The sequence below is a fragment of the Janthinobacterium sp. SUN118 genome (genome assembly GCF_030397695.1).
In the GTDB taxonomy this organism is placed as follows: domain Bacteria; phylum Pseudomonadota; class Gammaproteobacteria; order Burkholderiales; family Burkholderiaceae_D; genus Janthinobacterium.
The window spans coordinates 13,517-39,169 of record NZ_JAPUBV010000004.1 but is presented as its reverse complement, the minus strand read 5'-3'; the positions used below and the strand labels follow the sequence as shown (position 1 = coordinate 39,169).

The window sequence follows — 25,653 nt, the reverse complement described above, 5'->3', positions numbered from 1 at the left end:
GCTGCTGTTTGGCGCGGCGCAACAATGGCAGGCGGCCGCGCCGCCTCCTCGGCGCGCGCATTAGGCGCTACAATAGGGATACTCTTTACTCGTTTCCCTGCTGCCATGACCACTTCCACACCGAATCTCGTCGTCACCCCGTCCGCCCACCCCTTGTCCGACGCCGAACGCGCCGCGCGCATGGTCAACCCTGCGTTCGGCCGCATCTTCACCGATCACATGGTGGTGATTCCTTACCGCGACGGCAAGTGGCAGCAAGGCGAACTGAAGGCCTACGGCCCGCTGATGCTGGACCCGTCCGCCTCGTCCCTGCACTACGGCCAGGCCATCTTCGAAGGGTATAAAGCATTTGCCCAGCCTGACGGCAGCATCAAGACTTTCCGTCCGGAACAAAATGCCGAGCGCTTCAACCGCAGCGCCGCGCGCCTGGCCATGCCGGCCATCCCTGTCGAGCTGTTCCTGGAAGCGGGCGATGCGCTGATTGCGCAAGACCGCAACTGGGTGCCGAAGAACACGGGCGAAAGCCTGTACATGCGTCCGCTGATGATCGCCACCGACCCTTACCTGGGCGTGCGTCCGTCGGAAGAATACCTGTTCGTGCTGTTCGCCTCGCCGGCGGGCGCCTATTTCCCGAAAGGCGTGAAACCCGTCACCGTGTGGATCAGCGAAGACTTCGTGCGCGCCGCGCCGGGCGGCACCGGTGAAGCTAAGTGCGCGGGCAACTACGCGGCCAGCCTGATGGCGCAGTCGCAAGCGCAAGAGAAGGGCTGCGACCAGGTCGTGTGGCTCGATGCCGTGCACCGCGAGTACATCGAGGAAATGGGCGGCATGAACTTGTTCTTCGTCTACAAGGATGGCGAAAAAGTCACCGTCGTGACGCCGGAATTGACGGGCACCTTGCTGCCAGGTATCACCCGCCGCAGCCTGCTGGAAATGGCGAAAGACCTCGGCTATGCCACGGAAGAGCGTAAATTGTCCGTCCAGCAATGGCGCGACGATATCGCCTCGGGCCGCATGACCGAAGTGTTCGCCTGCGGCACGGCCGCCGTCATCACGCCCGTGGGCGTGGCCAAGGCCAACGGCTTTGAAATGACCATCAACAACAATGAAAATGGCGCCGTTACCCTGGCCCTGCGCGAAGCGCTGCTGGGTCTGCAGCATGGCACGGCACCGGATACGCATAACTGGATGCACACCGTCTGCTAAATTGATGGCGTCATTTTAATACCGCGCCGGCACTCAGTTGCCGGCGTTTTTATATCCTGAAGGAAACTCGATGAAAATCCGCTCTGTCTTGCCCGCGCTGGCCGCCGTGTTCCTCAGCCTGTCTGCCGGTGCCGCCCACGCGGCCGATGCCACGTGCGCCATTCCCCGCGACGTCAGCTACTACGATTACGACGTCAAGCCGTCGGACGAGAAAAACACGTGCTACAAGCAAAGCACGAACGTGCCCACCGACTACTTCATGCTGGCGCTGTCGTGGTCGCCCGGCTTTTGCGACAGCCAGCGCCGCCGTGGCGAAGTGTCAAAGAAGGTCGCCTTCCAGTGCGCCGAGAGCAATCACTTCGGCTGGATCGTGCATGGCTTGTGGGCGCAGTCGGACAATCCGGCCAGCTGCGACGATATTTCCGTGACGCCGCCGCGCAAGACGGAACTGCATCCGCGCTATTGCAAGGGTAATTTGCCGAAGCTGGCGCCGTCGGACATCCTGCCCTACATGTGCATGCAGCCGGGCGAAGCCTTGCTGCAGGGCGAATGGGAAAAGCATGGCGCCTGCGACTTCGACACGGCCAAGCAGTATTTCGAGAAAGAGCGCGAACTGTTCCAGGCCTTGAAGTTGCCCGACAGTACCATGCCAAAAAACGCGCTGTTCCAGTGGATGAAGCAGCATAACCCGCAGCTGAAAGGCCGCTGGCTCGGCTATGAAAAGCACTCGGGCGAGTTACGCATCTGCTATTCGAAAGATTTTAAAGTCATCGATTGCAAGAAATGAAATTCGCGTAGCCATCCGATAACAGGCAGCCCGGCCCACGGCGGGGCTGTCCGGCAGACTCCGTTCATCCATGCTAGTGTCTTGCCTGCGGCCACATGATTGGCCGCTAACAAGAAGATGCCCGGCGTAAGCGTGGCTGGCGGCGCGGCATGGCATTCGTATCGGATCAATGATGTTCAAGCAAAACAGGGGACCAGCCGTCCCGGTGGGTGAGGACGGCTTGCCGCCCAATGCGCGGTTGTGGGCCATGCTGTCGCTGGCCATCGGCGTGGGCATGGCGTCGCTCGACACGGCGATTGCCAACACGGCCTTGCCGGCCATCGCCAGCGAACTGCACACGACGCCGGCCGCTTCGGTCTGGATCGTGAATGTGTATCAACTGGCGATGGTGGCGACCTTGCTGCCGTTTTCCGCGCTCGGCGAGATCGTCGGCTACCGCCGTGTGTTTATCTCCGGCATGATTTTGTTCACCCTGGCATCGCTGGCCTGCGCGCTGGCGTGGTCCTTGCCGTCGCTGGTGGTGGCAAGGCTATGTCAAGGCGTCGGCGCCAGCGCCATGATGAGCGTCAATACGGCGCTGCTGCGCGCCCTGTATCCCAAGCATTTGCTGGGCAGGGCGTTCGGCAACAATGCGCTGGTGGTGGCTGTCGCCTTCGCCGTCGGACCCACGGCCGCCTCGCTGATCCTGGCGACGGCGTCGTGGCCATGGTTGTTTGCCATCAATGTCCCGCTGGGCGTGCTCGGTTTCCTGCTGGCCAGCCGCATGCTGCCGGCGACCCAGCTTTCCGGGCACACGCTGGACTTGCGCACGGCGCTGTACAACGTGGGCGCCTTCGGCCTGCTGATCCTGTTGTTTGGCGACGCCGCCCACCACGCGCCTGTCGCCACCTTGCTGCCGGAACTGGTGGCCGTGGTGATTTTCTTTGTCCTGTTGCTGCGCCGCCAGGCGGGGCACGCGGCGCCCATGCTGCCGATCGACCTGTTCCGCCGTCCCCTGTTCCTGCTGTCGTCGCTGACGGCCGTCTGCACGTTTGCCGCGCAGGGGCTGGCCTTCGTGTCGCTGCCGTTTTATTTTGAAGTGACACTGGGCCGCTCGCCCATCGAGACGGGTTTCTTGATGACGCCGTGGGCCGTGCTGGTGGCCGTGATGGCGCCCGTGGCCGGCCGCCTCAGCGACCGCTATGCGCCCGGCGTGCTGGGCGGCATCGGCCTGGCGGCGCTGGCCGGCGGCTTGCTGACACTCGTATGGATACCGGCGCACCCGAGCGCCTTCGACATCGGCTGGCGCATGGCCCTGTGCGGCGTCGGTTTCGGTTTCTTCCAGGCGCCCAACCTGAAAGCCATCATGGGCAGCGCGCCGCCCGAGCGGGCCGGCGGCGCCAGCGGCGTGGTCGCCACGTCGCGCCTGATCGGGCAAGCCACGGGCGCCGCGCTCGTCGCGTATTGCTTCACGGTTTCCGCCAGCCGCGGCACGACGTATGCGCTGTGCCTGGCGGCAGGCTTCGCCGCCGTGGCCAGCATCGCCAGCTTTGCGCGCCTGGCGGTGGCGCAGCCGGCGTGGCTGGCCGGCAAGCGCGACTGACGGGATCGCTCAGACGTCGATGGCCTTGTCCGACTGCATGCGCTTGCGCAATTCGAATTTCTGGATCTTGCCCGTCGAGGTGCGGGGCAGGGGGCCGAAATAAATGGCTTTCGGCACCTTGAAGCCGGCCAGCTTGTTCTTGCAGAAGGCGATCAGTTCCGCTTCCGTCACCGTGGCCCCTTCGCGCAGTTCGACGAATGCGCATGGCGTTTCGCCCCATTTTTCGTCCGGCTGGGCGATGACGGCGGCGGCCAGCACTTGCGGGTGGTGGTATAGCGCGTCCTCTACTTCCACGCTGGAAATATTCTCGCCGCCGGAAATGATGATGTCCTTGCTGCGGTCCTTCAGCTTGATATAGCCGTCCGGATACATGACACCGAGGTCGCCCGTGTGGAACCAGCCGCCGGCGAACGCTTCCTGCGTCGCCTTTTCATTTTTCAAATACCCCTTCATGCAGATGTTGCCACGGAACATGATCTCGCCGATCTGTTCGCCGTCGGCCGCCACGTGCTCCATGGTTTCCGGGTCGATCACGGCCACGGCGCTTTGCAGGTGGTAGCGCACGCCCTGGCGCGATTTCAGCACGGCCCGCTCTTCCTGCGACAGGGCGGTCCACTCATCCTGCTCGGCGCAGATGGCGGCCGGGCCGTACACTTCCGTCAAGCCATACGAGTGGATCAGGTCGAAACCCATGGCTTCGATCTTCGCCACCATGGCCGCTGGCGGCGGCGCGCCGGCCACCATGCCGCGCACGGTCCAGTCTATGCCGTCGCGCCAGTTGGCGGGCGCGTTGGCCAGGGCCGCGTGGATGATGGGTGCGGCGCAATAGTGGGTGATGCGCAAGTCGCGCATCAGGTCAAAGACGAGCTTGGGTTCGAACTTGCGCAGGCACACGTTGACGCCGGCACGCGCGGCCACGGTCCACGGGAAGCACCAGCCATTGCAGTGGAACATGGGCAAGGTCCACAGATAGACGGCATGCTTGGGCATGTCCCATTCTAATATGTTCGACAGCGCGTTCAAGGCCGCGCCCCGGTGGTGATAGACGACGCCTTTCGGGTCGCCCGTGGTGCCGGACGTGTAGTTGAGGGCGATGGCGTCCCACTCGTCCGCCGGCGGCTGCCAGTCGTAAGCGGGGTCGCCGCTGGCCAGCAAGCTTTCGTAATCGAGTTCGGCGAAGGCCTCCACTTCCGGGCCCAGCACGTCATTGACCTGGATCACGCGCAGGCCGGGAATCTGCGCCGCCATCTGGCGCGCCAGTTCGGCAAATTCCGTGTCGGCCAGCAAGACTTTCGCCTGGCCATGGCGCAGCATGAAGGTCAGCGACGCCAGGTCGAGGCGGATGTTCAGGGCGTTGAGGACGGCGCCGGCCATCGGGACGCCAAAGCTCGCTTCCACCATGGCGGGCGTGTTCGGCAGCATCACGGCCACCGTGTCGCCCGTGCCCACGCCCAGCTTGATCAAGCCGGAGGCGAGGCGGCGCGTGCGCGCGTACGTCTCGCGCCATGTCTGGCGCACGGCGCCATGTGCAATTGCCAGGCGATTGCCATATACTGCGGCTGCCCTGGCGATATAGTCGAGCGGGGTGAGGGCGGCGTAGTTGGCGCTGTTTTTGCCGAGGCCGGTGTTGAAATCGGGTGTCATGCTGGTCTCCTGGTAAAAAAATTCTGCAGCTCCCTGTTTCGGGATTGATACGGGCTAGCATAGCACCGGCACTTAAAAATCACTGTCATCTTAGTGACAAGTGAAGGCCAGTAACTGAAGGATGGCATGGACAGCAAGGAAATGACAGGCAGTGCGGTAGCGGAACTCGACAGCCACGACTGGTTCCTGGCCCTCGAGACGCGGCATCAATCGCTGCTGCGCGCGCAAAGCATCATCCGGCAGCATGAGGCGGGCGCCGTCATCACCCGGCGCGGCGAGCCGTCGCAACACTGGATCGGCGTGCACACGGGCTTGATCAAGCTGGCCGTCTACAACGCGGATGGGCGCGGCGCCACGTTTTCCGGCGTGCCGGCCGGCGGCTGGTGCGGCGAGGGCAGCGTGCTCAAGCGCGAACTGCGCCGCTATGACGTGGTGGCCGTGCGTGCTTCGACCATCATCCTCGTGCCCGCCGACCTGTTCCATCTGCTGCTGGCCGAAAGCCTTTCCTTCAATGCCTTCGTCATCCGCCAGTTGAACGAACGCATGGGGCAATTCATCGCCACCATCCAGAACCAGCGCCTGCTGGCCGTGGATGCCCAGGTGGCGCAAGCCATCGCGCAACTGTTTCATCCCATGTTATACCCGCGCACGTCCAGCGTGCTTGAGCTGTCGCAGGAGGAAATCGGCTTGCTGACCGGCATTTCGCGCCAGCGCGTGAACCAGGCGCTGGGCCATCTGGCCGAACTGAACCTGATCAGCATCGCCTACCAGGCCATCCGCGTGGTCGACCTCGATGGCTTGCGCCATTATGGCGTGGCGTCGCTGTGATGACAGACTCGCGGCGCGAACTATGGCATGCTGGCGGCTCGCTCACTGAACCGACTTGACGCATGGCCCTCGTTTCCGATCATCCCTTGCACCTGCTGGGCTTGCGCTTTCCGCTCCGGCTGCGCGTCACCGTGCGCCAGGGCTTTGTGACTTTGCATAATGAAATCGCCACCAAGAAACTGGGCAGCGGCGACAGCTTCGTCGTGCCCGCCTTCCTGCGCTTTGCCTGCGACGTGATGCCGGGACGCGGCAAGCCGGCCGTGTTCACCCTGGCGCTGGAGCACGATGAAGCGGAGGGCGGCCACGGCGGCGGCAAGCGCTGGAGCCAGGCGCTGGCGCAGCATATCTTCCATTCGCCGCAAGGCAAGTGGACGGCGGCGCGCCTGGCCGCCCTGTGGCAGGTGACGCCGCACAAGGCCAGGGCACGCCTGTTTGCCGAAGGCGAAGCGTTATTGAGCCTGGTGCGCGAGCAGCGCCTCGCGCATGCCTTGCATACGGCCGCGCAAGGGCATGGCGAGGCCGCGCGCGACCTGGCGCAAGTGGCGGCCGGCTCCGGCTTTGCCTCGATCCCCGCATTTTGCGATGCCTGCGTGGACGTGGCCGGTGTACGGCCCAGCCTGTTTCTGCGCGGCCCGGCGCCTGCGCCCGGATAGCGATACTCCGCTATAATCGTGTCCATGGGACATTTATTGAAGCGCAAACAGTGGCATATGTGGTTCGCCTGCCTGGCGATACTGCTCAATGCGCTGTCGCCCTCCCTGTCGTATGCGTTTGCCTCGCTGCACGCGAATGCGAACAATGCGGCCGTCGAAATCTGCTCGGCCAGTGGCGCCGTGTATACGCAGGCGGACCTGGCGCCGGCCGCCACATCCCCCACCGATTCCGTGCTGCACCATATCGAGCATTGCCCGTTCTGCATGAATCACGCGGGCAGCGTGGGCTTGCCGCCGCCATCCTCATCTCCGCTGGCCGTCATCACGGGCCACGACCGCTATCCGCCCCTGTCTTACCAGGCGCCGCAACCGCAGTTCGCCTGGCTCAGTGCTAGTCCGCGCGGCCCGCCCGCGCTGGTCTGAACGCTACTTCTCTGCCTGCGGCCATGCGCCAAGGCACTACGTCCTAACCTGTATCAACTACGCCCATCGGGCCTGAAATGCTATGAAACGTCGTCTTTTCCTTCTCGCCGGCACGGCGGGATTGCTCACGCTTGCCGCTTGCGAGCAAGCGCCGAAACCCCATTACAACGGCCTCGACTTGACGGGCGGCGATTACAAGCCCGATTTCAAATTGAGCGGCCCCGACGGCAAGGTGTATACCTTGGCCGACTTCAAGGGCAAGTATGTGATGGTCTTCTTTGGCTTCACGCAATGTCCGGACGTGTGCCCGACGGCCCTGTCGCGCGCACTGGAAATCCGCCAGAAGCTGGGCGCCGATGCGGACAAGCTGCAAGTGATCTTCATCAGCATCGACCCCGAGCGCGACACGCCGGCGTTGTTGGGCGAATACATGCGCGCCTTCGACCCCAGCTTCCTCGGCTTGCGCACGGACCCGCAGGCAACGGCGCAGACGGCCTTCAACTACAAAGTGTTTTATCGCCGCGTGCCCAGCGGCAGCTCGTATACGATGGACCATACGGCCATCAGCTATGTGCTCGATACAGAGGGGCGCATGCGCCTGGGCTTGAAACACCAGTTGACGGGCGACGAGTGCGTGCAAGACATCAAGACCTTGATGACATCGAAATACACCTTATAACTACACCGAGGAAACAATCATGACCCACCTGAAAACCCTGCTGACCACGGCCCTGACCGTGCTGTCGTTCTCCGCCATCGCACAAAGCAGCGTGCAAATCACCGACCCGTGGGTGCGCGCCACCGTGCCCCAGCAAAAGGCCACGGGCGCCTTCATGCAGATCACGGCGCCGAAAGCCATGCGCCTGCTGGAAGTGCGCTCGTCCGTGGCCGGCGTGGCGGAAATCCATGAAATGAGCATGACGGACAATATGATGCGCATGCGCCAGGTCAAGGAAATCGCTTTGCCAGCAGGCAAGGCCGTGGAACTGAAGCCGGGCGGCTACCACGTCATGCTGCTGGAACTCAAAGGCCAGGTGAAGGCAGGCGACAAGATCCCGCTGACCCTGGTGCTCGAAGGCGAGGACAAGCACCGCGAAACCATCGAAGTGAACGCCGTGGCCCGTCCGCTGGGCGCCACCTCGACCCCGATGCCAGCGATGAAGCACTGATCGCTGCCATGCCTTGCACAAGCCCGGTACGCCGGGCTTTTTTGCGTCCATTTGAAAATTAAACAGCTGTTTGATATAATTCCGCAGAATATTAAACAACTGTTTGAATGATGGGAGTGGCATGCGGCAAGACAAGGAAAACGAAGGCGAACCGGCGCGCGCGCGCATCTTGCAGGCGGCGGCCCAGCTGTTTGCCGACGAAGGCTACAAAGTGGCCTCCGTGCGCAGGATTTGCGAGGCGGCCCACGTGAATGTGGCGATGGTCAATTATTATTTTCATAGCAAGGAAGAGCTGCACCTGGCCGCGTTTGACTATGCGCGCGAACTGGCGCGCGCCTCGGCCGCCGACGTGGCCGCGGCCAGCGCGCAGGCGCAATTGCCGCCAGTGCAACAGTTGCGCCTGGCCATAGAGGCGCTCGTGTTCGACATGCTGCGCTCGGGCCCGGCGTCGCTGTTCAGCCGCCTGGTGGCGCGCGAGCTGATCGAACCGACGGCCGCCATCCACAAGCTGGCCGAACGCAATGTGCGCCCGCAGCACGCCTTGTTTACCAGCTTGATCCGTGCAGTGGTGGGGCCGGCCATGCCGGCGCAGGTGGTGCAGAAATGCGTGTTCAGCGTGATCGGCCAGGCCGTGTTCTATGCCCGTTCGCGCATCGTGCACGAGATCGTGGCGCCGGAAATCACCTATGACGAGGCCGGCATTGCCGGCATCGCGCGGCATATCGCCGAGTTTTCCCTGGCGGCCCTGGACGGCTTGCGCCGCCAGCACGACAGCGGCGACACCGCGCAGGCGGGCGCATGAAGGCGAGAAACCTGACCCTGGTGCTGGCCGGGCTGTCCATGCTGGGCCCGTTCGCCACCGATACCTTCCTGCCGTCGTTTCCTGCGATTAGCACGCATTTCGACGTCAGCAGCGTGCTGGTGCAGCAGACCCTGAGCGTCTACCTGGCCGCCTACGCCTTCATGACCCTGTTCTATGGCACCCTGTCCGACTCGTTCGGCCGCCGTCCCGTGATCCTCGCGTCGCTCGTGCTCTTTGCCGCCGGCTCCATCGGCGCCGCATTCGCGCCCAGCTTTGGCTGGCTGCTGTTCTTCCGCGGCATGCAGGGCGCGTCGGCCGGGGCGGGCAGGGTGATCGGGCAAGCCATCGTGCGCGACAGCTTGTCGGGCGCGGCCGCGCAAAAGATGCTGGCCAATATCATGATGGTGTTTGGCATCGCGCCCGCCATCGCCCCCATCATCGGCGGCTGGCTGCACGTGGCGTACGGCTGGCAATCCACGTTTGTCTTCACGTTTTCCGTCACCGTGCTGCTGGCGCTCGCTTGCCTGAAGGGCTTGCCGGAAAGTTTATCCATCGAGCGACGCCAGCCTTTTCATCCGGGCAACATTGCGCGCAATTACTGGCAGGCGCTGCGCCACGGGGAATTCCTCCTGCGTTCGCTGGCCGTGGCCTTCGCCTTTGGCGGCTTCGCCCTGTACATCGCTTCCGCGCCACATTTCATCCTGGAGCTGCTGCGCCTGCCCGAGACGGCGTTCGGCTGGATGTTCATCCCCATGGTGGCCGGCCTCGTGGGCGGCTCGGCCCTGTCCGGCAAGCTCGCGCATGCGGTGAAAAGCACCTTGCTGGTGCGCTGGGGCTTGCTGCTCATGGCCGCCACGGGGGCGCTCAACATTGCGTATAACCACTGGTTCGCCGCCAGCGTGCCGTTTGCCGTCGTGCCCGTGATGCTGTATGCGTTCGGCATGTCGCTGGCCTTGCCGGGCATGACCATGTCCACGCTCGACATCTTCCCGCAGATGCGGGGCCTGGCCGCCTCGCTGCAGAATTTCGTGCAAATGCTGGTGTTTGCCCTGGTGTCCGGCTTTGTCGCCCCCTTATTGTTCGACAGCAGCCTGAAGCTGGCGCTGGGCCAGGCCTCGGCCGTCGTGCTGGCCGCATTCTTCTGGTGGCTGGGCACGCGCCAGCGCGCGGTGGAGGGCGCTGCGGGGATTGTTAAAACAGCATGACGGGCTTGCTAAAGGGTGGGCATGCTTTCTGCTTTGTTACACTGTGACAATCAGACCCGTGCCGCGGGCGCCACGGCACGCGCGCGGGTCTAAGCAGTTTTGCAACTTTACCTTTGGCTATCATGCACTTGATTAACTCCAGTCTGAACCACGCCTTGCGCGTGCCGCTGGCCGCGGAAATCCATTCGCGGCCCTTTTTGCAGCTCGACGCTCCCGAGCTGATCACCCACCTGGCCGTCTACAAGGACGACTCCGCCCCCGGCGTGTCGAATATGTCGGCCCAGCACGCCACGCTGGCAGCGCTGTGCACGCATTTCGGCGTCACGCCGCCCGCCGCCGAAGCCAAGTATTTTTATTACGACTTTGGCCGCTTCCGCCTGAAATGGGAATGCCACACGGAATTTGCCACCTACACGTTTGCCGAGCACCCGGACGCGGCGCTGCCCCTGGAGCAGGCGTTCGAGCGCATGCCCCTGGAGCAATTGCCGCAGCAGTGGCTGGTGGGCTTGAAGGGCAAGCTGATGGTGGCCGCCCACGTGGTGCTCGAGCAAGCGACTGAACCAGCCGAAATCTTCATGCAAGGCCTGTCGCGCGTGTTCGAGGGCAATACCCTGGCCGGCAGCAAGGTGCTGCAGGGCGGCGAGCTGTGGACGGATTTCACCATCCAGTCCGATGGTTTCAGCCGTTTCGTCATCCGCGACGCGGGCATGCGTTCGCAGCAGTCGGGCCGGCTGGTGCAGCGCGTGCTGGAAATCGAAACCTACCGCATGATGGCCTTGCTGGGCTTGCCCTACGCCATGCAGGCGGCGCCGTCGCTGAATGCCATCGAGAACGAGCTGGCGACCCTGGCCGCCGCCATGGTGGACACGGACGACAGCGCCGCCGTCAGCAAGGCCGACGAAGGCGTGTCCGAGCAAGCCTTGCTCGACCGCATCACGCGCCTGGCGGCCCGCATCGAAAAGCTGTCGCTCGACAATAGCTACCGTTTTTCCGCCTCGAAAGCCTACATGGGCCTTGTCAAGGCGCGCATCGACGAGTTGCGCGAAGTGCGCATCGAGGGCATCCCCACGGTCGAGGAATTCATGGACCGCCGCCTGACGCCGGCCATGAACACGTGCGAGGCGATGGCCAGCCGCCAGGAAGCGATGGCGCAGCGCATCGCCAATACGAATGATTTGCTGCGCACGCGCGTGGGCATCGTGCAGGAATTGCAGAACCGGCAAATCCTGCAATCGATGAACGCGCGCGCGGCCCAGCAGCTGCGCCTGCAGCAAGCGGTGGAGGGCCTGTCCGTGGCCGCCATTTCCTATTACGTGATCGGCCTGTTCAGCTACACGGGCAAGGCGGCCAAGGTGATGGGCTTGCCCGTGAACCCGGAAATCCTCGTCGGCGCGCTGGTGCCGTTCGTGGCGGCCGCCGTGTGGCTGGGCTTGCGGCGCATGCACCACAAGCTGCACACGGACTGAGCCGGACGACACCGGGCCATCATTTTTGCTATCTTTCAACATTCGACCGTCAGGTCTTCTGAAAAGGAAGTTGCGTGCTAGCCAATGTTGGAGACGTTTACAGTGTGTTTTCGTCCGAGCTGCAGCAGTATGTGGCTTGCCAGGTCACCCGCATCAAGGATGCTTCATCGTCCAAGCCGGTAGCTGCCGTGCTGGAGCTGGACTGGACCGGCGACGCCTTGCCCGATGCGGCGGCCGTGCAAGCCATGCGGCCGCTGCTGTGCGACTATTTCTTCTGGAACAATCGCCACGATCACTGCTATGCCACGGCGAACGTGCCGCCGGGCCATACCCTCGTTGGCAATATCGCGCCGCTGGTGGATGTGGAAGTCAACAGCTACCGCAGCGGCTGGAACGTCGGCGACAGCGTGCTGCGCCAGCGGAACTGGGAGCGCATCGATCCAATACGGCGCCAGCAATTCAAGGCCGCGTCGGACGAGCGTGAAGTGACGCTCGGCGGCCAGGTCTTCCGGCAGGACGCGACGAAAATCAACGACAGCGCCTTGCGGGCGCTGGACGATCTGTCCGAGCTGGCGCAGCTGCCTTGCCTGATGTCCATCGAGACCAGTGACGGCACGCAGGCATTGATGGAGTTTATCAAGGGCAATCCCTTCATCAATGAGCTGCACTGGCAATCATCGACGGTGCACGCGCTCGATTTCAGCGGCAGCGGCTTGAACCGGTTGATCCTGCAGCCCGATGGCGTCACCAGCCTGGTCTTGAACGAAGGCCTGGGCCTTCTCGCGCTGCGCAGCGCGCCATCGCCGGCGCTGCGCATAGCGGATGGCGCCGATGGCCGCCATCTGACGCTCCAGTGCACGCACGCCTTGCCGCCGTTCCACGGTCTCGAGCGGCTGGGTGGCCTGTCGCTGCTCGGCATGAAGGAAGCCGACCTGGCGCAGGTGGCGCGGCGCTTTCCCCACCTGACGGCATTGCGCATCTGGGGCAAGCCGGGGCTGGCGTCGCAGATGGACAGCCTTGCGCAGCTGACCCAGCTGCGGATGTTCACCACCTATGACCTGTTCGGTTTCACGGCGGACGAGTTTCCATCGGCCGCGCAATTGCCGCAGCTGTCGGCCTTGTGGATGACCAGCTTGCCCGCCGATGCGGCCAAGGGCATCAAGACCGCTTACAAGAAGGCGGCGGCGCAAGGACTCGACTTGTCGATCAGCAAGGCGCGCAAGCCGGAATGGCTGGCTGAAAACCTGCTCAACCCCTTTCGCGACTGGGATGGCCGCGAGCATATTTCCCCCGCGTATGCGAAAAAGGCAGCGCAGGCCTACAAGAACATGCTGGCCGTGACGCGCGACATCGACGTCGCCACGGAGGCGCCGGCCGCCGCCGCCGCGCTGGAAACGATGGTCACCGCCTATGTCGATGCCTTCAACAAGATCGAGCGGCGTGCGAGCATCATCGAGACGGTCGAGCGCGAGGAAATCTACACGGTGCTGGCGGACCTGCTGGCGCAGCTGCGCCAGCAGTTGCAGCAAGCGGGCGGGCAGGGGGCGGCGCTGGTCGACGAGGCGGCCTTGCTGGAACGGTTCGACCGCTTGCGCGAATTTTAAACGCCCGGCAAAACCTGCCGCGCGTCGGGACTTGCGATGCTCATCGTGCTCATGCGCAGTTCCGCTTCTCAGCCACCATTTCCTTCCGCCCGCTACGGTGTTGTCCGGCGTTGTCAGTCTGATTCGCCAATCTAGAAAAAAAGTTCTAGACATTGAGTTCTAGACTGGGTATTCTAGCGGCATGTTAAAAAATACTCCCACTCCCCATCCCACCGCCGCCGAACTGGACCTGCTGCGCATCCTGTGGCAGCGCGGTCCGTCCGACGCCCGCGCCGTGTATGACGCCCTGGCGGCCGAGCGCGCCGACGCCAGCTACGCCACCGTGCTGCGCCAGCTGCAACTGATGCATGGCAAGGGCTTGCTGAGCCGTGATGAAAGCCAGCGGCCGCAGCTGTATACGGCCGTCGAGGCGCAGGAAAAGCTGCAGACCAGCTTGCTCAAGGACTTGATCGGCAAGGTGTTTTCCGGTTCCGGCAAGGCGCTGGTGCTGACGGCCCTGCGCGAGCATGTCAGCGACGCCGAACGCATGGAAATTGAAAAAATCCTGCGTGGCAAGGATGACGGCAAGGTGGATGGCAAGGACGGCGGCGCGCGATGAGCCTGTCTGCCATGAGCATGGGCATGGACTGGCACGCGGTGGTTCCCGCGCTGGGCTGGGCCTTGCTGTATTTTGTCTGGCAGGCACTGGTCGTCGGCGCCGTGTCCGCCATCCTGCTGTGGCTGCTGCGCCACGCCAGCGCGCGCTGGCGCTACGCCGTGTGTGCGCTGGCGCTGCTGCTGTGCCTGTGTATTCCTGTCCTGCACCTGCTGTACCTGCTGGGGCAGGGACCCGCGCAGGGTTCGCCGTTCATGGCTGCGCCGGCCGCCTGGCGCGCCGAACTGCAGGCGTGGATGCCGGCCCTGGTGGTGGCCTGGAGCGCCGGCGTCGGCCTGATGAGCTTGCGCCTGGGCCTGGGCCTGGCCTGGGTCGCCCGGCTGCGCCGCCAGGCCGTGGCCGCACCTCTCATCTGGCAAGCCCGCCTCGATGCGCTGGCGCTGCGCATGGGATTGCACCGTGCCATTCCGCTCAAGCTGCATGCGGGACTGGGCAGCCCCGTCGTTCTCGGTTGCTGGCGTCCCATCGTCCTGCTGCCGGCCTCTTTGTTGAGCGGCATGCCGGTGCCGCTGCTGGAAGCCTTGCTGGCGCATGAACTGGCGCACGTGCAGCGCTGGGATTACCTCGTGAATCTGCTGCAAAGCCTGGTCGAGGCGCTGCTGTTCTTCCATCCGGTCGTCTGGTGGCTGTCGGCGCGCATGCGCGTGGAGCGTGAGCTGGTGGCCGACGAACTGGCGGCGCAGGCGCTGCAAGATCCGCAGCAGCTGGCCACGGCGCTGCACGAGCTGTCGCGGCAGGCGGCCACGCTGAGCCAGCCTGGCCTGGCGATGTCGGCCCGGGGCGGCGTGTTGCTGACGCGCATACGGCGCCTGATGGCGCCCGTGCCGGACACGGGCGGCTGGAAGCTGGCCTTGCCCGCCTTGCTGCTCGCTTGCGCCACCGTGTTGCTGCAGGCACATGGACAGCCTGCCGTCAGTGCGGCGACCCTGGCCGATGCCGCCGCCGGCATGCTGGAGCTTCCCGTCAACGCGAAACACATGCTGGTGTTTGATGACGCCAGCGGCAAGGTGCTGATGGCGAAGGATGCCGACGCCGTGGTGCCGATCGCCTCCATCACCAAGCTGATGACGGCCATGGTGGTGCTCGACGCCGGGCTCGATCCCGATGAACGGCTGCGCATCGTGCGCGCCGATGGCGACTCATCGCTGCAGCGCCACAGCCTGCTGGCCGACGGCGTGGCAGTGCCGCGTGGGGTGCTCTTGCAACTGGCGCTGCTGCCATCCGAAAACCGCGCCGCCGCCGCGCTGGCGCGCACCTATCCGGGTGGCAGCGCGGCCTTTCATCAGGCATTGCAAGCGAAGATCCGCAGCCTGGGGCTGACCCGCACGGCCCTGACGGATGCGGTGGGCAGTTCGCCGGCGAATACGTCGACGGCCACCGAGGTGGCAAAGATCGTGGCGGCCGCCGCGCGCTATCCGGATATCGCGCGCATCACCAGCCACCCGCAGGCCAGCGTGGCCGTCGACGGCAAGGTGCGCACCTTGCACAACACCAACCCGCTGGTGGGCGGCAAGGGCTGGGACATCCTGCTGTCGAAGACGGGCAGCAGCAACGAGGCCGGCAGCTGCCTGACGATGCGCATGCGCAGCGGCGGCAAGAACGTCACCGTGGTGCTGCTCGACGCCGATGGCGCCCAGCGGCGCTCGCTCGACGCCGGAAACATCCGCGACACCCTGGCCGGGAGCACAGGCCACATGCATTGATGGACCCCGGGCGCGCCGCGTCGCGGCCGCCTTTCTTTTTTACACACTGGAGATGAAGATGACACTATTGGCGAAGTTGATGCTGGCTACGGTTGCGACCATGGCAACGGGCGCGGTGCAGGCGAAAACGCCGGCACCCGTGCAGGACAAACCTGTCGATTGCGACAGTTGCAAGGAGTGGAATGCCGCCGTCAAGCCATTCAATATCTATGGCAATACCTGGTATGTGGGCACGGCCGGCCTGTCGGCCGTGCTGGTGACCAGCCCGCAGGGCCATATCCTGCTCGACGGCGCGCTGCCGCAATCGGCGCCGCTGATCGTGGCAAACATCAAGGCGCTCGGTTTCCGCATCGAGGACGTGAAATACATCCTCAATTCCCATGCGCACTGGGACCATGCGGGCGGCATCGCCGCGCTGCAGCGCGCCAGCGGCGCCACCGTGGTGGCCAGCGCGGCCAGCGCCCCGGTGCTGCAAAGCGGCACCAACGGCAAGGATGATCCGCAATACCAGGCCAAGCCGGTGGTCCATGTCGCCAAGGTGAAGACGGTCAGCGTGGTGGGCGAGGGCGAGGCCGTCAAGGTGGGAGCGCTGGCGCTGACGGCCCACATGACGCCCGGCCACACGCCCGGCGGCACGACGTGGACGTGGACCTCGTGCGAAGGCCAGCGTTGCCTGAACGTCGTGTATGCGGACAGCCTGAACCCGTATTCCAGCGGCGACTTCCGCTACACCGGCACGGGCAAGGGCGGCACGCCCGATATCTCGGCCTCGTTCGAAGCCAGCATCGCCAAGGTCGCTGCCTTGCCCTGCGACATCATCATCCCCGTGCATCCGGGCACGACGGACGTGCTGGGCAAGGCCGCCAAGCGCAGCGGCGACAGCAATCCCCTGATCGACGCCAACGCCTGCCGCGCCTATGCGGCCGAAGCGGGCAGCCTGCTGGCCAAGAAACTGGCGAAAGAACGGGGCGATGCGGCGCCAACGGCTGCCGTGGACGCGGCGCACGCGCACTAAATGACGGCCTTCCCGCCGGCGCCTACGGTGCGGCGGGAGGAGCGTCCGCCTGGCTGTCCCTGGCCTTGTGCAGGCGTTTGACAAACACCGTCATTTCCTTGACGGCTTGCATGTCGCCTTGCTGCCGGGCCACGGCCAGGCCACTCGTCCAGGCGGCCTCGGCTTCCTCGAGCCGGCCCAGCTGGTGCAAGGCCTTGCCCAGCAGCTTCCAGGCGGCCGAATAGCCGGCTTGCTGCACGGTTGCCTGCGCCAGGTGGATGGCGGCTTGCTCCGCATCATGATCCTTCAGGCAGGCGTCGCCCAGGCCGAAGCGCAGCAGCGCATTGTCGCGCCCATCCGCCAGCATTTTTTCCAATTTTTCCCGCATTCTTGACTCCGGATTAATATGCAAACATATTCTTGCATATTAATGCCGGAACCTGGGATAGACAAGCCATGGTTCATCGCTCAGTCACCCAACTCCACCACCAGCTTGCCGCGCGCGCTGCCGTCGATCTGCGCCGCATGCGCTTCCTCAGCCGTGCCCAGCGTGTAGCGGCGCGGATCGAGCCGCACCTGCAGCTGGCCGGCCTCGATCAGCAGGTTCGCTTCGCGCAGGATGGCGCCATGGCGCGCGTGGCCCTTGCCGCTCAGCAGCGGCAGCAGGGTGAACACGCCCGAATAGCTGGCCGCGCGCGCCGTCAGCGGGCTCAGGGAAAACGTGCCCCAGCCCAGGCAGCTGACGACGTGGCCGCCGTGGATTCTTGCCGCCTTGAAGCTGGCCTCCAGCGTGGCGCCGCCCACCGTGTCGTAGACTATGTCAAAACCGGCGCCGCCCGTGTGCTCGGCCACGTAGTCGTCCACCTCGCTTGCGCCGTAATCGATGAAGCGGGCGCCCAGCGCCTCGATGGCGCCGCGGCTGGCGGCGCTGCCCGTGGCGAATACCTTGGCGCCCACACTCACGGCCAGCTGCACGGCCATGTGGCCCACGCCGCCCGCGCCGCCGTGCACGAGCACGGTGTCGCCCGCCTTCACGTGGGCGCGCTCGACGAGTCCTTCCCAGGCCGTGATGAAGACGAGGGGCAGGGCGGCCGCTTTGCGCAAGCTCAGCGCTGCCGGCACGGGCGCCAGCAGGGCCGCTTCGAAGACGCCGTACTCGGCCAGCGAGCCGGGAATGCCGGCGATGCCGCCCGCCATGCCGTAGACCCGCTCGCCGATGGCAAATTGCGTCACGCCGTCGCCGACGGCCGCCACCGTGCCGGCCAGGTCGACGCCGAGGATGGCGGGCAGGCGCGGCTGGGCATGCGGTGCGGCGCCGGCGGCGATTTTCGTGTCGAGCGGATTGACGCCGCTGGCGGCGATGCGCACGAGGACCTGTCCCGGCCCCGGCTGCGGCACGGGCAGGGAGGCGATGGTCATGGGGGCGGCAAAGGCGTTGAGGACGAGGGCTTGCATCAGTTTCTCCGGTTGGGGTGATGCGGCCAGTCTAGGCGGCATGCCGGCAAAGAAAAACGGGGCATGGCGCGATGCACTATTTCAGTATCGTGGATAATCGCTGGCTACGACGAGTGAAGCTAGGGGAGCGGGCATGGACAGGCTGGAAGCGATGCAAGTGTTTTGCGCCGTGGTCGAGGCGGGCGGCTTCAGCAAGGCGGCGCAGCGCCTCGGCATTTCCACCTCGTCCGTGACGAACCAGGTGGCGGCGCTGGAAAAGCACTTTGGCGTACGCCTGTTGCAGCGCACGACGCGCAGCATGTCGCTGACGGCCGAAGGCTTGCAATGCCATGCGCAGGCGCGCCAAGTGCTGGCTGGCATGGCGGCGCTCGAATCGGGTTTGCAGCAGGCGGCCGAGCGTCCCTCGGGCAGCCTGCGCGTGGATATGCCCAGCAGCATCAGCCGCAACATGGTGGCGCCCGCCTTGCCGCGCTTTATCGCCGCCTATCCCGACATTTCCCTGCGCCTGACGGTCAGCGACCGCCTGATCGACATGGTGGAGGAGGGCGTCGACGTCATGCTGCGCATCGGCGCGCCGCAGGATTCCGCGCTGGTGGCGCGCAGCCTGTTCGCCATGGATTACCTGTGCTGCGCGTCGCCCGACTTCATCGCCCGGCACGGCATGCCGCGGTCGCCGCAGGAACTGGACCAGTTTGCCTGCCTGCATTTTTTATATCCGAAATCGCGCCAGGTGCGGCCGTGGCTGTTCCAGGACGAGGACGACGGCGGCATCCAGGCGCATACCCCGCCCGCCACCGTGGCCTTCGACCATATCGAATCGATGCTTGCCGCCGCCCAGGCTGGCTGCGGCATCGTGCAGGCGCTCTCCGTTTCCGTGTTGCAACCCCTGCGCGAGGGCAGCCTGGTGCCCGTGCTGCAGCCGTTCCGCACGCGCGGCCCCGACGTGTGGGCGCTGTTCCACCCGCGCCAGCTGCGCGCGGCCAAGGTGCAAGTGTTCGTCGAATTTCTCGCGCAGATTTTTCGCGAACAAGCATGAACGACGATACCTTTCGGGCAGGATGAACCCACCTTGTTTTTCGGCGTGCTCAAAACACCCATGTGCGGTCGGACCAGCCTTACATCCTATGTCTGGTGTGGAATTTTTTCGAAGTCACTCATAGGTGATCGGTATCTTGCCATCCGGCATGCGAAAGACGACGAACATCCTGCCCACCCTGTCTCTGTCGTGCGACCAGTTGGCAAACGTGGTGGCAACGATTTGCCCGCCATTGGCAACCGACCTTACCTCTGGAGCATTGAGAAAGCGCGCATAGCCTGTGGAACAGTCTGTTCCGGGCAGGCAGCTGCCGGGTCCGGCGGCAAGGTCGTTAATACCCAGATGTATGGTCGTCACCATCGCATCGGCGGGAATGAGTGCGGCAATGGGCGCGCAGTTGGCATATGGACTACGAGGACCATTGGCGTCGAGAAATGTCTGGAATGAACCGCCCACCTGATTACGCACGGAGCGGTAAACCAGGCGCTTGCCCAGTTCTGCCAGGTTGGCGGACGCATACGGATCGATGTACGTTGCCACGGCCGCACCGACGACATCAAAGAATGTCGTGACTTCATTGATGCCGCAGGCGGGATCGCTGCCGCTCACAACGATGCCCGTGGCGGGCGCCGTCACTTCCACCAGCTGTACATAGCAATCCGCGCACAGGCTTGCCGGCTTGTATTCGAAATCCGAAAACGTGCCTGGTTGCCACAGCTTGAACGACTGTGCCTGGGCACTCAGTGATAATGCGAGCAGCAAGAGCATATGCGGCAGGCGATGCAGGCAATTGATTGTACGTAGCATGCCAATTCTCCGGTTTGAGGTCGATATTCAGGGTTTGAGGTCGACATTCAGTGTGATGCGCAAACGCGGGAATGGCTATCGTGTACGCGACCAAGTCTGTGCTGTATCAATTGCAGGAGCGTGGCGATGCCGAGGAAGTCATTAATGAGAATGAATTATCATTTATAATGCAATCCGTTTGCATCTCATTTTTTTCTCAGGAATTCCCATGTCCCTCCCTTTCCGGCGTCCGATGGCGCTGCTGCTGGCCGCCGCCAGCCCCCTGGCGCTGGCGGCCGGGCCCGATGCCGAAGCGGCGGCAGTGCCGCTGCCGGACGTCGTCACCGTCAGCGGCGAGCGCCAGCATTACCGCAGCCTGTCGGCCACGGGCGCCACCAAGACGGACGCCTTGTTGATGGACTTGCCGCAAAGCGTGCGCGTGCTCACCGGCGACTTGCTGCGCGACGCGGGCGTGACGACCCTGGCCGGCGCGCTGGAACTGGCCAGCGGCATCGCCAGGCAAAGCCCGCTGGGCGGCCTGTGGGACAGCTATGCCATGCGCGGCTTCACGGGCGACCCGAACTTCGGCTCCGACTACATGGTCAACGGCTTCAGTTCCAGCCGTGGCTACAACGGCATGCGCGACGCCGCCAATACACAGAACGTGGAAGTGCTGAAAGGCCCGGCGTCGGCCCTGTACGGCCGGGGCGAGCCGGGCGGCACCGTCAATATCGCGACGAAGAAGCCGAAGTTCGCGCCCGAATACAGCGCCGATGTTTCCCTCGGCAGTTTCCGCACGCGCCGCGCGGCCCTGGATTTGACGGGGCCGTTGAGCGACACCGTCGCCTACCGCCTGAATGCCGCGCATGAGACGGGATACAGCTTCCGCGACACGCTCACCGTCGAGCGCAGCCTGTTTTCGCCCTCGTTCCTGTGGCTGGCTGGCGAGCACACGAGCGTGTCGTACGAAATCGAGGCGGTGCGGCAGCGCGCGCCGTTCGACCGCGGCGTGCTGGCCGTGAATGGCCGGCTGGGTGCGGTGCCCGTGTCGCGCTTCCTCGGCGAACCAGGCGACGGCCCCATGACGGTCAAGTCGCTGGGGCAGCAGCTGTTCATCCACCACGCGCTGTCCGACGCCTGGACGCTGCAGGCGGGCGCTTCCTACCGCGACAGCGCATTGAGCGGCTATTCGACCGAGGCGAACAAGCTCTTGGCCGATGGGCGTACCTTGAACCGCCAGCGCCGCCACCGCGATTTCTCGGCCACCGATGTGTCGACCAGGGTCGAACTGCTGGGCAAGTTCACGACGGGCGCGCTGGCGCACGAGGTGCTGGCCGGCGTCGATGCGTATCACTTCGACGACCATCGCGTGCAGCTGCGCCGCAATCCGTCCAGCGCCAATCCGTATGCGATCGACATTTATGCGCCCGCGTACGGCGGCCAGGCCGCGCCGCTGGCCCTGTCCATCGACACGCAGGAAGGGCAGCGGGCGCGCGGCCTGTACCTGCAGGACCAGCTCGGCCTGGGCGCGCACTGGAAGGCGCTGGTCGGCGTGCGCCACGACACGTACACGCAGGACGTGACGAACAATCGCTTAAACGTCAGCAACCGCCAGTCGCTATCGGCCACCAGCCCGCGCGCGGGACTCGTGTACCAGCCGTCGAAGACGTGGTCGCTGTATGCGAGCGCGGCGAAGGGCTTCCGGCCGAACAGCGGCATCAGCATCGCCAACCAGGCGTTCCCGGCCGAGCGCAGCCGTTCGTATGAGCTGGGCGCCAAGCTGGAGACGGGCAAGCTGACGGGCACGGTGGCCGTCTACGACATCCGCAAGAGCAATGTGCTGACGACGAATCCCGCCAATACGGACTTCGCCATCGCGGCGGGCGAAGTGGGCAGCCGGGGCCTGGAACTCGATGTGTCGGGCGAACTGGCGCGCGGCCTGCGCGTGTCGGGCGCCTACGCGTACACGGACGCCACCGTCACGCGCGGCGACAACACCATCGTCACGGGCAGCCGCTTCGCCAACGTGCCGCGCCACGGCGCCAATATCCTGGCTACGCAGCAATTCGCGCTGGGCGCGGGCACGGCCAGCGTGGGCGGCGGGGTTCAATATGTGGGCGAGCGCCTGGGCGACGTGGCCGTCAGCAGCAAGTTCACCTTGCCCGCCTACACGACGGCCAGGCTGCTGGCGTCCTATTCGCCAACGACGAAGCTGCGTCTGGCCTTGAACGTGGACAACCTGTTCAACCGCCGCTATTACGCCAGTTCCTACAGCCCCCTGTGGGTGGCGCCGGGGGCCGAGCGCACGCTGACCCTGCAGGCGCATTACCGTTTTTAATTGCTGTTTCTGAAAATAATGACCATGCCACTGACTTTCCCCGCCACCCTGCGCACGCGCATCGCCGTCATCGACGTGATGCGCGGCCTCGTCATGCTGATCATGCTGTTCGACCATGTGCGTGAAACCGTCTTCCTGCACCACCAGGTAAGCGATCCGATGGAAGCTGCCAGCGTCGATCCGGCCCTGTTCTTCACGCGCCTGGCCGCCCACGTGTGCGCGCCCATGTTCGTTTTCCTGACGGGCCTGTCGGCCTGGCTGTTTGCGCACCCGGCTTCCGGCCCCCGCAGCGCGGCCGGTTTCCTGTTCAAGCGGGGCTTGCTGCTGGTCGTGCTGGAACTCGTGTTCGTCAACTTCGCGTGGAGCGGCGCCTTTCCACCGGCCGTGCTGTACTTGCAGGTGATCTGGGTCATCGGCCTGGCCATGATGGCGCTGGCCGTGCTGCATCGATTGCCTGTGCCGCTATTGGTGGCGCTGAGCGTGGCGACGATCGCCGGCCAGCATGTGCTCACGGGACTGCGCGCGGAAGAGGGCAGCGTTGCCTATTACCTGCTGACGGTGCTGTTGCAGCGCGGCTACCTGGTGGCCGATGGCGCCATGAAGATCAAGGTCAGCTATCCGCTGCTGCCGTGGATAGGCGTGATCGTGCTCGGCTATGCGGCCGGTCCCTTGTACGCCCGCGCCTTTGCTCCTGCGGCCAGGCGGCGCTGGCTGCTGGCGCTGGGCGGCGGCGGCTTGCTGCTGCTGGCCGTGCTGCGCGGTTTGAATCTTTATGGCGAAACCTTGCCGTGGGTGGCGGGCGACACGGCCTTGCGCACGGCCATGAGCATGCTTAATTTCACCAAGTATCCGCCGTCGCTCGACTTCCTGCTGTTCACCCTGGGCCTGGGCCTGCTGGGCCTGGCCTGGCTGGAACGCATCGATAACTGGTTCACGCGCGCCTGCGCCACGTTTGGCGGCGCCCCCATGTTTTATTACCTGCTGCATCTGTACCTGCTGCTGGCCATCGGCCTGACCCTGACGGCCGTGCTGGGCGCCAACCACGGCAACCGCCATGGTGTCGAATACATCTGGCAAGTGTGGCTGCTGGCGCTGGCCTTGATGCCCGTGCTGTACTTTCCCTGCCGCGCCTTTGCCCGCTACAAGCGCAACTCGAAGCAGGCCTGGGTGCGCTATTTCTGACCAGCCCTGACCAGCATAACGCATGGCATGCCGTAGCGAGCGGCAGCCAGGCCCGGCGCCCCCACCGGCCCAAAGCGCGGAACCGTACCAGGCACGGGGCCGCCGAGGTGTGACTGCCGAGATGGCGCCGCCAAGGCGGAGCCGTCGAGACAGGAGCGCCGACACCGTGCGCACCGCCGGCCGCGAGTGGCGACGCGCAGCAGGTTTTTACGCCTTATTTGCAGTAGAGGCGGTCTATGCTATGCGCCGATGCCAGGTAATGCCGCGTTTGCCATGTGATGGCCACGCGGTAGGCGCATGGCGGATCGAGCGCCACGTTGACGGGGAAGCCGCCATTGTTGCCCGACAGATGCGGCCCGCCCGCGCCGCCACGGAACAAATAATTGCCGGGTGGCGGCGGTGGCGTGAAGCTGGCGGCCGGCATCGGTGGCGGCGGATGCTGGATGCCATTGTTGTTGGAAATCGTGATGTTGAAAAAGCGCAGGTGCGGATGGTCGATCGTGTACAGAATATGCACGAGGCCGCCCGCGATGGGGTTGCAGGCATTGCTGCGCAGCTCTTCCAGGTCCAGCGCCACGATGACGGGCGAGTTGTCGAAGACGATGGCATCGAGCCCGTCGCTGGCCACGGGCGCCAGGCTGCTGCCGTCGCGCACCTCGAAGCCCAGGCGGTAGCGGCGTATCGGTTCGCTCTCGGCCGCCGTCAGGCTGCGGCCCGCGTCGGGCAGCGGCAAGCCGCCCGGCAGCTTGGCCGGATGCAGGCTGGTGATGGCCGGCGTATTTACGGTGAGCAAGTCGAAGGTGCGCAGGAAGATATTGGGCGCCACGTTGACGATGGCCGTCGTGCCGTCGCGCATGTCCACCGTGACGGGCTTGCCGTCGACGCGTATCCAGCCGCCGGGCTTCAAGTCGCCTGCATCGACGATGACCTGTGCCGAGTCGCCCAGGCCCAGTCCATTCGTGTAAAACACATAGCCGACATGGGTGCCGAGGATTTGCGTCAGCGGCGCCAGGCTGGCCGGCGCCACCGAGGGCAGGGCCGTGGGGTCGTCGCTGCCGCCCGGCCACGTCCATTCGCCGATGAGGAAGCGGTATTCGAGCGGGTTGGCGGGAATGGCGCTGTTGCGCAGCGGGCAATTGCCTTTCAAGGTGACGCCGCCGCCGAACACATACGAGGCGCCGGCGCCGCCCGCATAGCCTTGCGCCGAGAAGCCGGCCGGCGCGGGAAACGGGTGGATGTCGAACACTTCCACCTGCTGCCAGTGGGGCACGCCCTCCACATCGGGCGGCAGGACGTCTTTCGAACACAGTTCTACGCAGAAACAGTGGCCCACGTTTTCGCGGCCCGGCTGGCGTCCGTTGGCCTGGGTTTCCGACAGGATGGTGACGCTGCCCAGCTGCGCCGTGAAATACACGTCGGGTCCGCTGGCAAATTCCACGTTGATGAAGGGCGAGAACGGCGTGAGCGTGAAGTCGGACGTCAGGTAGTCGATGCGGAAGCGGCCCGTGGCATCGGTGACGGCGTCGCCGAGCGCGTCGTCCTGCAGCCAGTCCGCGTCGAACGCGCGCACGGTGGCGCCGGCGATCGGCGTGTGCGGCGCGTCGCAGGTGCGCAGGCGGCCGCAGATGGTCCAGGCGCCGAAGCGGGCGCGCACCAGGCACCAGAAGCGTTGCGGCAGGCAGTAGTCCCAGACGGCGAGGAAATCATTGTCGACCTGGCGCCAGCGCGGCTGGAGGGTGGTGATGGAAAACTGCAGCGGCACGGGATCCTTCGGCCCCGGCTTCAGGTGCGGCACGCTGGGGCACAGGATGTCGACTTCGACGGCCTCGCCATGGTATTGCTCGTTGTCGCCCAGGGTGAAGCTGTAGTTGCCGTCGGCATCCGTGCGCGCCTCGGCCAGCAGGAACGGGGCCTTGGCCTGCACTTCCTCGTCGCTGAGGATGGCGAAGGTTTCCTTGGCGCTGGCCACGGCCAGGGCCGTGACGTTCTGCGTCTCGCGCGGCCGGTACAGGCGCACGGTGACGTGGGACAATGGTTCAGGACACTCGGCGCAAATCAGGCCGCACAGCTTGCCGCGTAGGATGTAGGCCATGATGGCTCCCTTGCTGGTTGGAACAGGCGCACCGCGCGGAAAG

At 64.9% G+C, this 25,653-nt stretch carries 23 protein-coding genes; 18 read left to right on the top strand and 5 right to left on the bottom strand.

The genetic code is table 11. The features are described 5' to 3' along the window. The first annotated feature begins 105 nt into the window (after positions 1–105). The 3 genes from O0880_RS21985 (at position 106) to O0880_RS21975 (ending at position 3,575) form a co-directional block, all read left to right on the top strand. Positions 106–1,206 carry a branched-chain amino acid aminotransferase gene (locus tag O0880_RS21985; RefSeq protein ID WP_071324197.1) on the top strand — a complete coding sequence of 367 codons (1,101 nt, stop codon included), beginning with the start codon at positions 106–108 and terminating at the stop codon, positions 1,204–1,206. A gap of 70 nt (positions 1,207–1,276) precedes the next feature. Then, on the top strand, positions 1,277–1,993 hold the full coding sequence (locus O0880_RS21980) for a hypothetical protein (RefSeq protein WP_289888773.1): 717 nt from the start codon (positions 1,277–1,279) through the stop codon (positions 1,991–1,993). Positions 1,994–2,162: 169 nt separating this feature from the next. Next, a complete protein-coding gene (locus O0880_RS21975; protein ID WP_289888771.1) occupies positions 2,163–3,575 on the top strand; it encodes an MFS transporter in 1,413 nt (470 codons plus the stop codon). Positions 3,576–3,584: 9 nt separating this feature from the next. Here the strand turns inward: O0880_RS21975 and O0880_RS21970 are convergent, their stop codons facing one another. Continuing rightward, complete coding sequence (locus O0880_RS21970) at positions 3,585–5,219, bottom strand: acyl-CoA synthetase (protein WP_289888769.1); 1,635 nt, start codon at positions 5,217–5,219, stop codon at positions 3,585–3,587. Positions 5,220–5,345: 126 nt separating this feature from the next. On the opposite strand from O0880_RS21970, the gene O0880_RS21965 reads away from it, so the two are divergent. The 12 genes from O0880_RS21965 to bla all read left to right on the top strand — a co-directional run bounded on the left by O0880_RS21965 (position 5,346) and on the right by bla (position 16,742). Next, positions 5,346–6,047, top strand: coding sequence for a Crp/Fnr family transcriptional regulator (locus O0880_RS21965; protein ID WP_289888768.1), 702 nt, complete (start codon positions 5,346–5,348; stop codon positions 6,045–6,047). A 62-nt stretch (positions 6,048–6,109) separates the two neighbouring features. Next, complete coding sequence (locus O0880_RS21960) at positions 6,110–6,700, top strand: AraC family transcriptional regulator (protein ID WP_289888766.1); 591 nt, start codon at positions 6,110–6,112, stop codon at positions 6,698–6,700. 24 nt (positions 6,701–6,724) lie between these two features. After that, entirely contained in the window at positions 6,725–7,123 is a 399-nt protein-coding gene (locus O0880_RS21955) for a DUF2946 domain-containing protein (protein ID WP_289888765.1), read from the top strand. An 82-nt stretch (positions 7,124–7,205) separates the two neighbouring features. After that, positions 7,206–7,802 (top strand): SCO family protein, encoded by a 597-nt coding sequence (locus tag O0880_RS21950; protein WP_289888764.1) that lies wholly within the window; start codon positions 7,206–7,208, stop codon positions 7,800–7,802. 19 nt (positions 7,803–7,821) lie between these two features. Continuing rightward, on the top strand, positions 7,822–8,292 hold the full coding sequence (locus O0880_RS21945; protein ID WP_289888763.1) for a copper chaperone PCu(A)C: 471 nt from the start codon (positions 7,822–7,824) through the stop codon (positions 8,290–8,292). 121 nt (positions 8,293–8,413) lie between these two features. Further along, positions 8,414–9,094, top strand: coding sequence for a CerR family C-terminal domain-containing protein (locus tag O0880_RS21940; RefSeq protein WP_289888762.1), 681 nt, complete (start codon positions 8,414–8,416; stop codon positions 9,092–9,094). Next, a complete protein-coding gene (locus tag O0880_RS21935; RefSeq protein ID WP_289888761.1) occupies positions 9,091–10,299 on the top strand; it encodes a multidrug effflux MFS transporter in 1,209 nt (402 codons plus the stop codon). Before O0880_RS21940 ends, O0880_RS21935 begins: the two co-directional genes overlap by 4 nt. A 122-nt stretch (positions 10,300–10,421) precedes the next feature. Further along, positions 10,422–11,765, top strand: coding sequence for a DUF3422 domain-containing protein (locus O0880_RS21930; RefSeq protein WP_071324188.1), 1,344 nt, complete (start codon positions 10,422–10,424; stop codon positions 11,763–11,765). A 74-nt stretch (positions 11,766–11,839) separates the two neighbouring features. Next, a complete protein-coding gene (locus O0880_RS21925) occupies positions 11,840–13,369 on the top strand; it encodes a hypothetical protein (RefSeq protein ID WP_289888760.1) in 1,530 nt (509 codons plus the stop codon). 181 nt (positions 13,370–13,550) lie between these two features. Beyond that, positions 13,551–13,967, top strand: coding sequence for a BlaI/MecI/CopY family transcriptional regulator (locus O0880_RS21920; RefSeq protein ID WP_289888758.1), 417 nt, complete (start codon positions 13,551–13,553; stop codon positions 13,965–13,967). Beyond that, on the top strand, positions 13,964–15,727 hold the full coding sequence (locus tag O0880_RS21915) for a M56 family metallopeptidase (RefSeq protein WP_289888757.1): 1,764 nt from the start codon (positions 13,964–13,966) through the stop codon (positions 15,725–15,727). The genes O0880_RS21920 and O0880_RS21915 overlap by 4 nt, the downstream gene beginning before the upstream one ends. A 58-nt stretch (positions 15,728–15,785) precedes the next feature. Beyond that, positions 15,786–16,742, top strand: a complete 957-nt coding sequence (gene bla, locus O0880_RS21910; protein WP_289888755.1) for a subclass B3 metallo-beta-lactamase — start codon at positions 15,786–15,788, stop codon at positions 16,740–16,742. Between the two features lie 22 nt (positions 16,743–16,764). Here bla and O0880_RS21905 read toward each other — a convergent pair whose 3' ends face one another. Together O0880_RS21905 and O0880_RS21900 are read right to left on the bottom strand one after the other, a co-directional pair. Beyond that, on the bottom strand, positions 16,765–17,109 hold the full coding sequence (locus tag O0880_RS21905) for a hypothetical protein (RefSeq protein WP_071324184.1): 345 nt from the start codon (positions 17,107–17,109) through the stop codon (positions 16,765–16,767). An 80-nt stretch (positions 17,110–17,189) separates the two neighbouring features. Beyond that, positions 17,190–18,176, bottom strand: a complete 987-nt coding sequence (locus tag O0880_RS21900; RefSeq protein ID WP_289888751.1) for a zinc-dependent alcohol dehydrogenase family protein — start codon at positions 18,174–18,176, stop codon at positions 17,190–17,192. A 133-nt stretch (positions 18,177–18,309) separates the two neighbouring features. Between O0880_RS21900 and O0880_RS21895 the strand changes: the two genes are divergently transcribed. After that, positions 18,310–19,212: a LysR family transcriptional regulator gene (locus tag O0880_RS21895; protein WP_289888750.1), complete on the top strand. Its 903-nt coding sequence runs from the start codon at positions 18,310–18,312 to the stop codon at positions 19,210–19,212. Between the two features lie 114 nt (positions 19,213–19,326). On the opposite strand, the gene O0880_RS21890 is transcribed toward O0880_RS21895, so the two are convergent. Beyond that, positions 19,327–20,019 (bottom strand): hypothetical protein, encoded by a 693-nt coding sequence (locus tag O0880_RS21890; protein ID WP_289888748.1) that lies wholly within the window; start codon positions 20,017–20,019, stop codon positions 19,327–19,329. Between the two features lie 208 nt (positions 20,020–20,227). Here O0880_RS21890 and O0880_RS21885 point away from each other — a divergent pair, with 208 nt between their 5' ends. Then, positions 20,228–22,336, top strand: coding sequence for a TonB-dependent siderophore receptor (locus O0880_RS21885; RefSeq protein WP_289888747.1), 2,109 nt, complete (start codon positions 20,228–20,230; stop codon positions 22,334–22,336). Positions 22,337–22,354: 18 nt separating this feature from the next. Then, positions 22,355–23,518 carry a heparan-alpha-glucosaminide N-acetyltransferase domain-containing protein gene (locus O0880_RS21880; protein WP_289888745.1) on the top strand — a complete coding sequence of 388 codons (1,164 nt, stop codon included), beginning with the start codon at positions 22,355–22,357 and terminating at the stop codon, positions 23,516–23,518. Between the two features lie 214 nt (positions 23,519–23,732). On the opposite strand, the gene O0880_RS21875 is transcribed toward O0880_RS21880, so the two are convergent. Then, positions 23,733–25,610 (bottom strand): hypothetical protein, encoded by a 1,878-nt coding sequence (locus tag O0880_RS21875; protein WP_289888744.1) that lies wholly within the window; start codon positions 25,608–25,610, stop codon positions 23,733–23,735. Positions 25,611–25,653 lie beyond the last annotated feature (43 nt).

What these genes read in the sequence shown, in the direction of transcription:
- O0880_RS21920 (WP_289888758.1), top strand. Translation starts at nt 13,551, where the DNA reads ATGTTAAAAAATACTCCCACTCCCCATCCCACCGCCGCCGAACTGGAC.
- O0880_RS21915 (WP_289888757.1), top strand. Translation starts at nt 13,964, where the DNA reads ATGAGCCTGTCTGCCATGAGCATGGGCATGGACTGGCACGCGGTGGTT.
- O0880_RS21965 (WP_289888768.1), top strand. Translation starts at nt 5,346, where the DNA reads ATGGACAGCAAGGAAATGACAGGCAGTGCGGTAGCGGAACTCGACAGC.
- O0880_RS21935 (WP_289888761.1), top strand. Translation starts at nt 9,091, where the DNA reads ATGAAGGCGAGAAACCTGACCCTGGTGCTGGCCGGGCTGTCCATGCTG.
- O0880_RS21940 (WP_289888762.1), top strand. Translation starts at nt 8,414, where the DNA reads ATGCGGCAAGACAAGGAAAACGAAGGCGAACCGGCGCGCGCGCGCATC.
- O0880_RS21930 (WP_071324188.1), top strand. Translation starts at nt 10,422, where the DNA reads ATGCACTTGATTAACTCCAGTCTGAACCACGCCTTGCGCGTGCCGCTG.
- O0880_RS21900 (WP_289888751.1), bottom strand. Translation starts at nt 18,176, where the DNA reads ATGCAAGCCCTCGTCCTCAACGCCTTTGCCGCCCCCATGACCATCGCC.
- O0880_RS21885 (WP_289888747.1), top strand. Translation starts at nt 20,228, where the DNA reads ATGTCCCTCCCTTTCCGGCGTCCGATGGCGCTGCTGCTGGCCGCCGCC.
- O0880_RS21985 (WP_071324197.1), top strand. Translation starts at nt 106, where the DNA reads ATGACCACTTCCACACCGAATCTCGTCGTCACCCCGTCCGCCCACCCC.
- O0880_RS21875 (WP_289888744.1), bottom strand. Translation starts at nt 25,610, where the DNA reads ATGGCCTACATCCTACGCGGCAAGCTGTGCGGCCTGATTTGCGCCGAG.
- O0880_RS21890 (WP_289888748.1), bottom strand. Translation starts at nt 20,019, where the DNA reads ATGCTACGTACAATCAATTGCCTGCATCGCCTGCCGCATATGCTCTTG.
- O0880_RS21905 (WP_071324184.1), bottom strand. Translation starts at nt 17,109, where the DNA reads ATGCGGGAAAAATTGGAAAAAATGCTGGCGGATGGGCGCGACAATGCG.
- O0880_RS21945 (WP_289888763.1), top strand. Translation starts at nt 7,822, where the DNA reads ATGACCCACCTGAAAACCCTGCTGACCACGGCCCTGACCGTGCTGTCG.
- O0880_RS21880 (WP_289888745.1), top strand. Translation starts at nt 22,355, where the DNA reads ATGACCATGCCACTGACTTTCCCCGCCACCCTGCGCACGCGCATCGCC.
- O0880_RS21970 (WP_289888769.1), bottom strand. Translation starts at nt 5,219, where the DNA reads ATGACACCCGATTTCAACACCGGCCTCGGCAAAAACAGCGCCAACTAC.
- O0880_RS21960 (WP_289888766.1), top strand. Translation starts at nt 6,110, where the DNA reads ATGGCCCTCGTTTCCGATCATCCCTTGCACCTGCTGGGCTTGCGCTTT.
- O0880_RS21980 (WP_289888773.1), top strand. Translation starts at nt 1,277, where the DNA reads ATGAAAATCCGCTCTGTCTTGCCCGCGCTGGCCGCCGTGTTCCTCAGC.
- O0880_RS21975 (WP_289888771.1), top strand. Translation starts at nt 2,163, where the DNA reads ATGATGTTCAAGCAAAACAGGGGACCAGCCGTCCCGGTGGGTGAGGAC.
- O0880_RS21950 (WP_289888764.1), top strand. Translation starts at nt 7,206, where the DNA reads ATGAAACGTCGTCTTTTCCTTCTCGCCGGCACGGCGGGATTGCTCACG.
- O0880_RS21895 (WP_289888750.1), top strand. Translation starts at nt 18,310, where the DNA reads ATGGACAGGCTGGAAGCGATGCAAGTGTTTTGCGCCGTGGTCGAGGCG.
- bla (WP_289888755.1), top strand. Translation starts at nt 15,786, where the DNA reads ATGACACTATTGGCGAAGTTGATGCTGGCTACGGTTGCGACCATGGCA.
- O0880_RS21955 (WP_289888765.1), top strand. Translation starts at nt 6,725, where the DNA reads ATGGGACATTTATTGAAGCGCAAACAGTGGCATATGTGGTTCGCCTGC.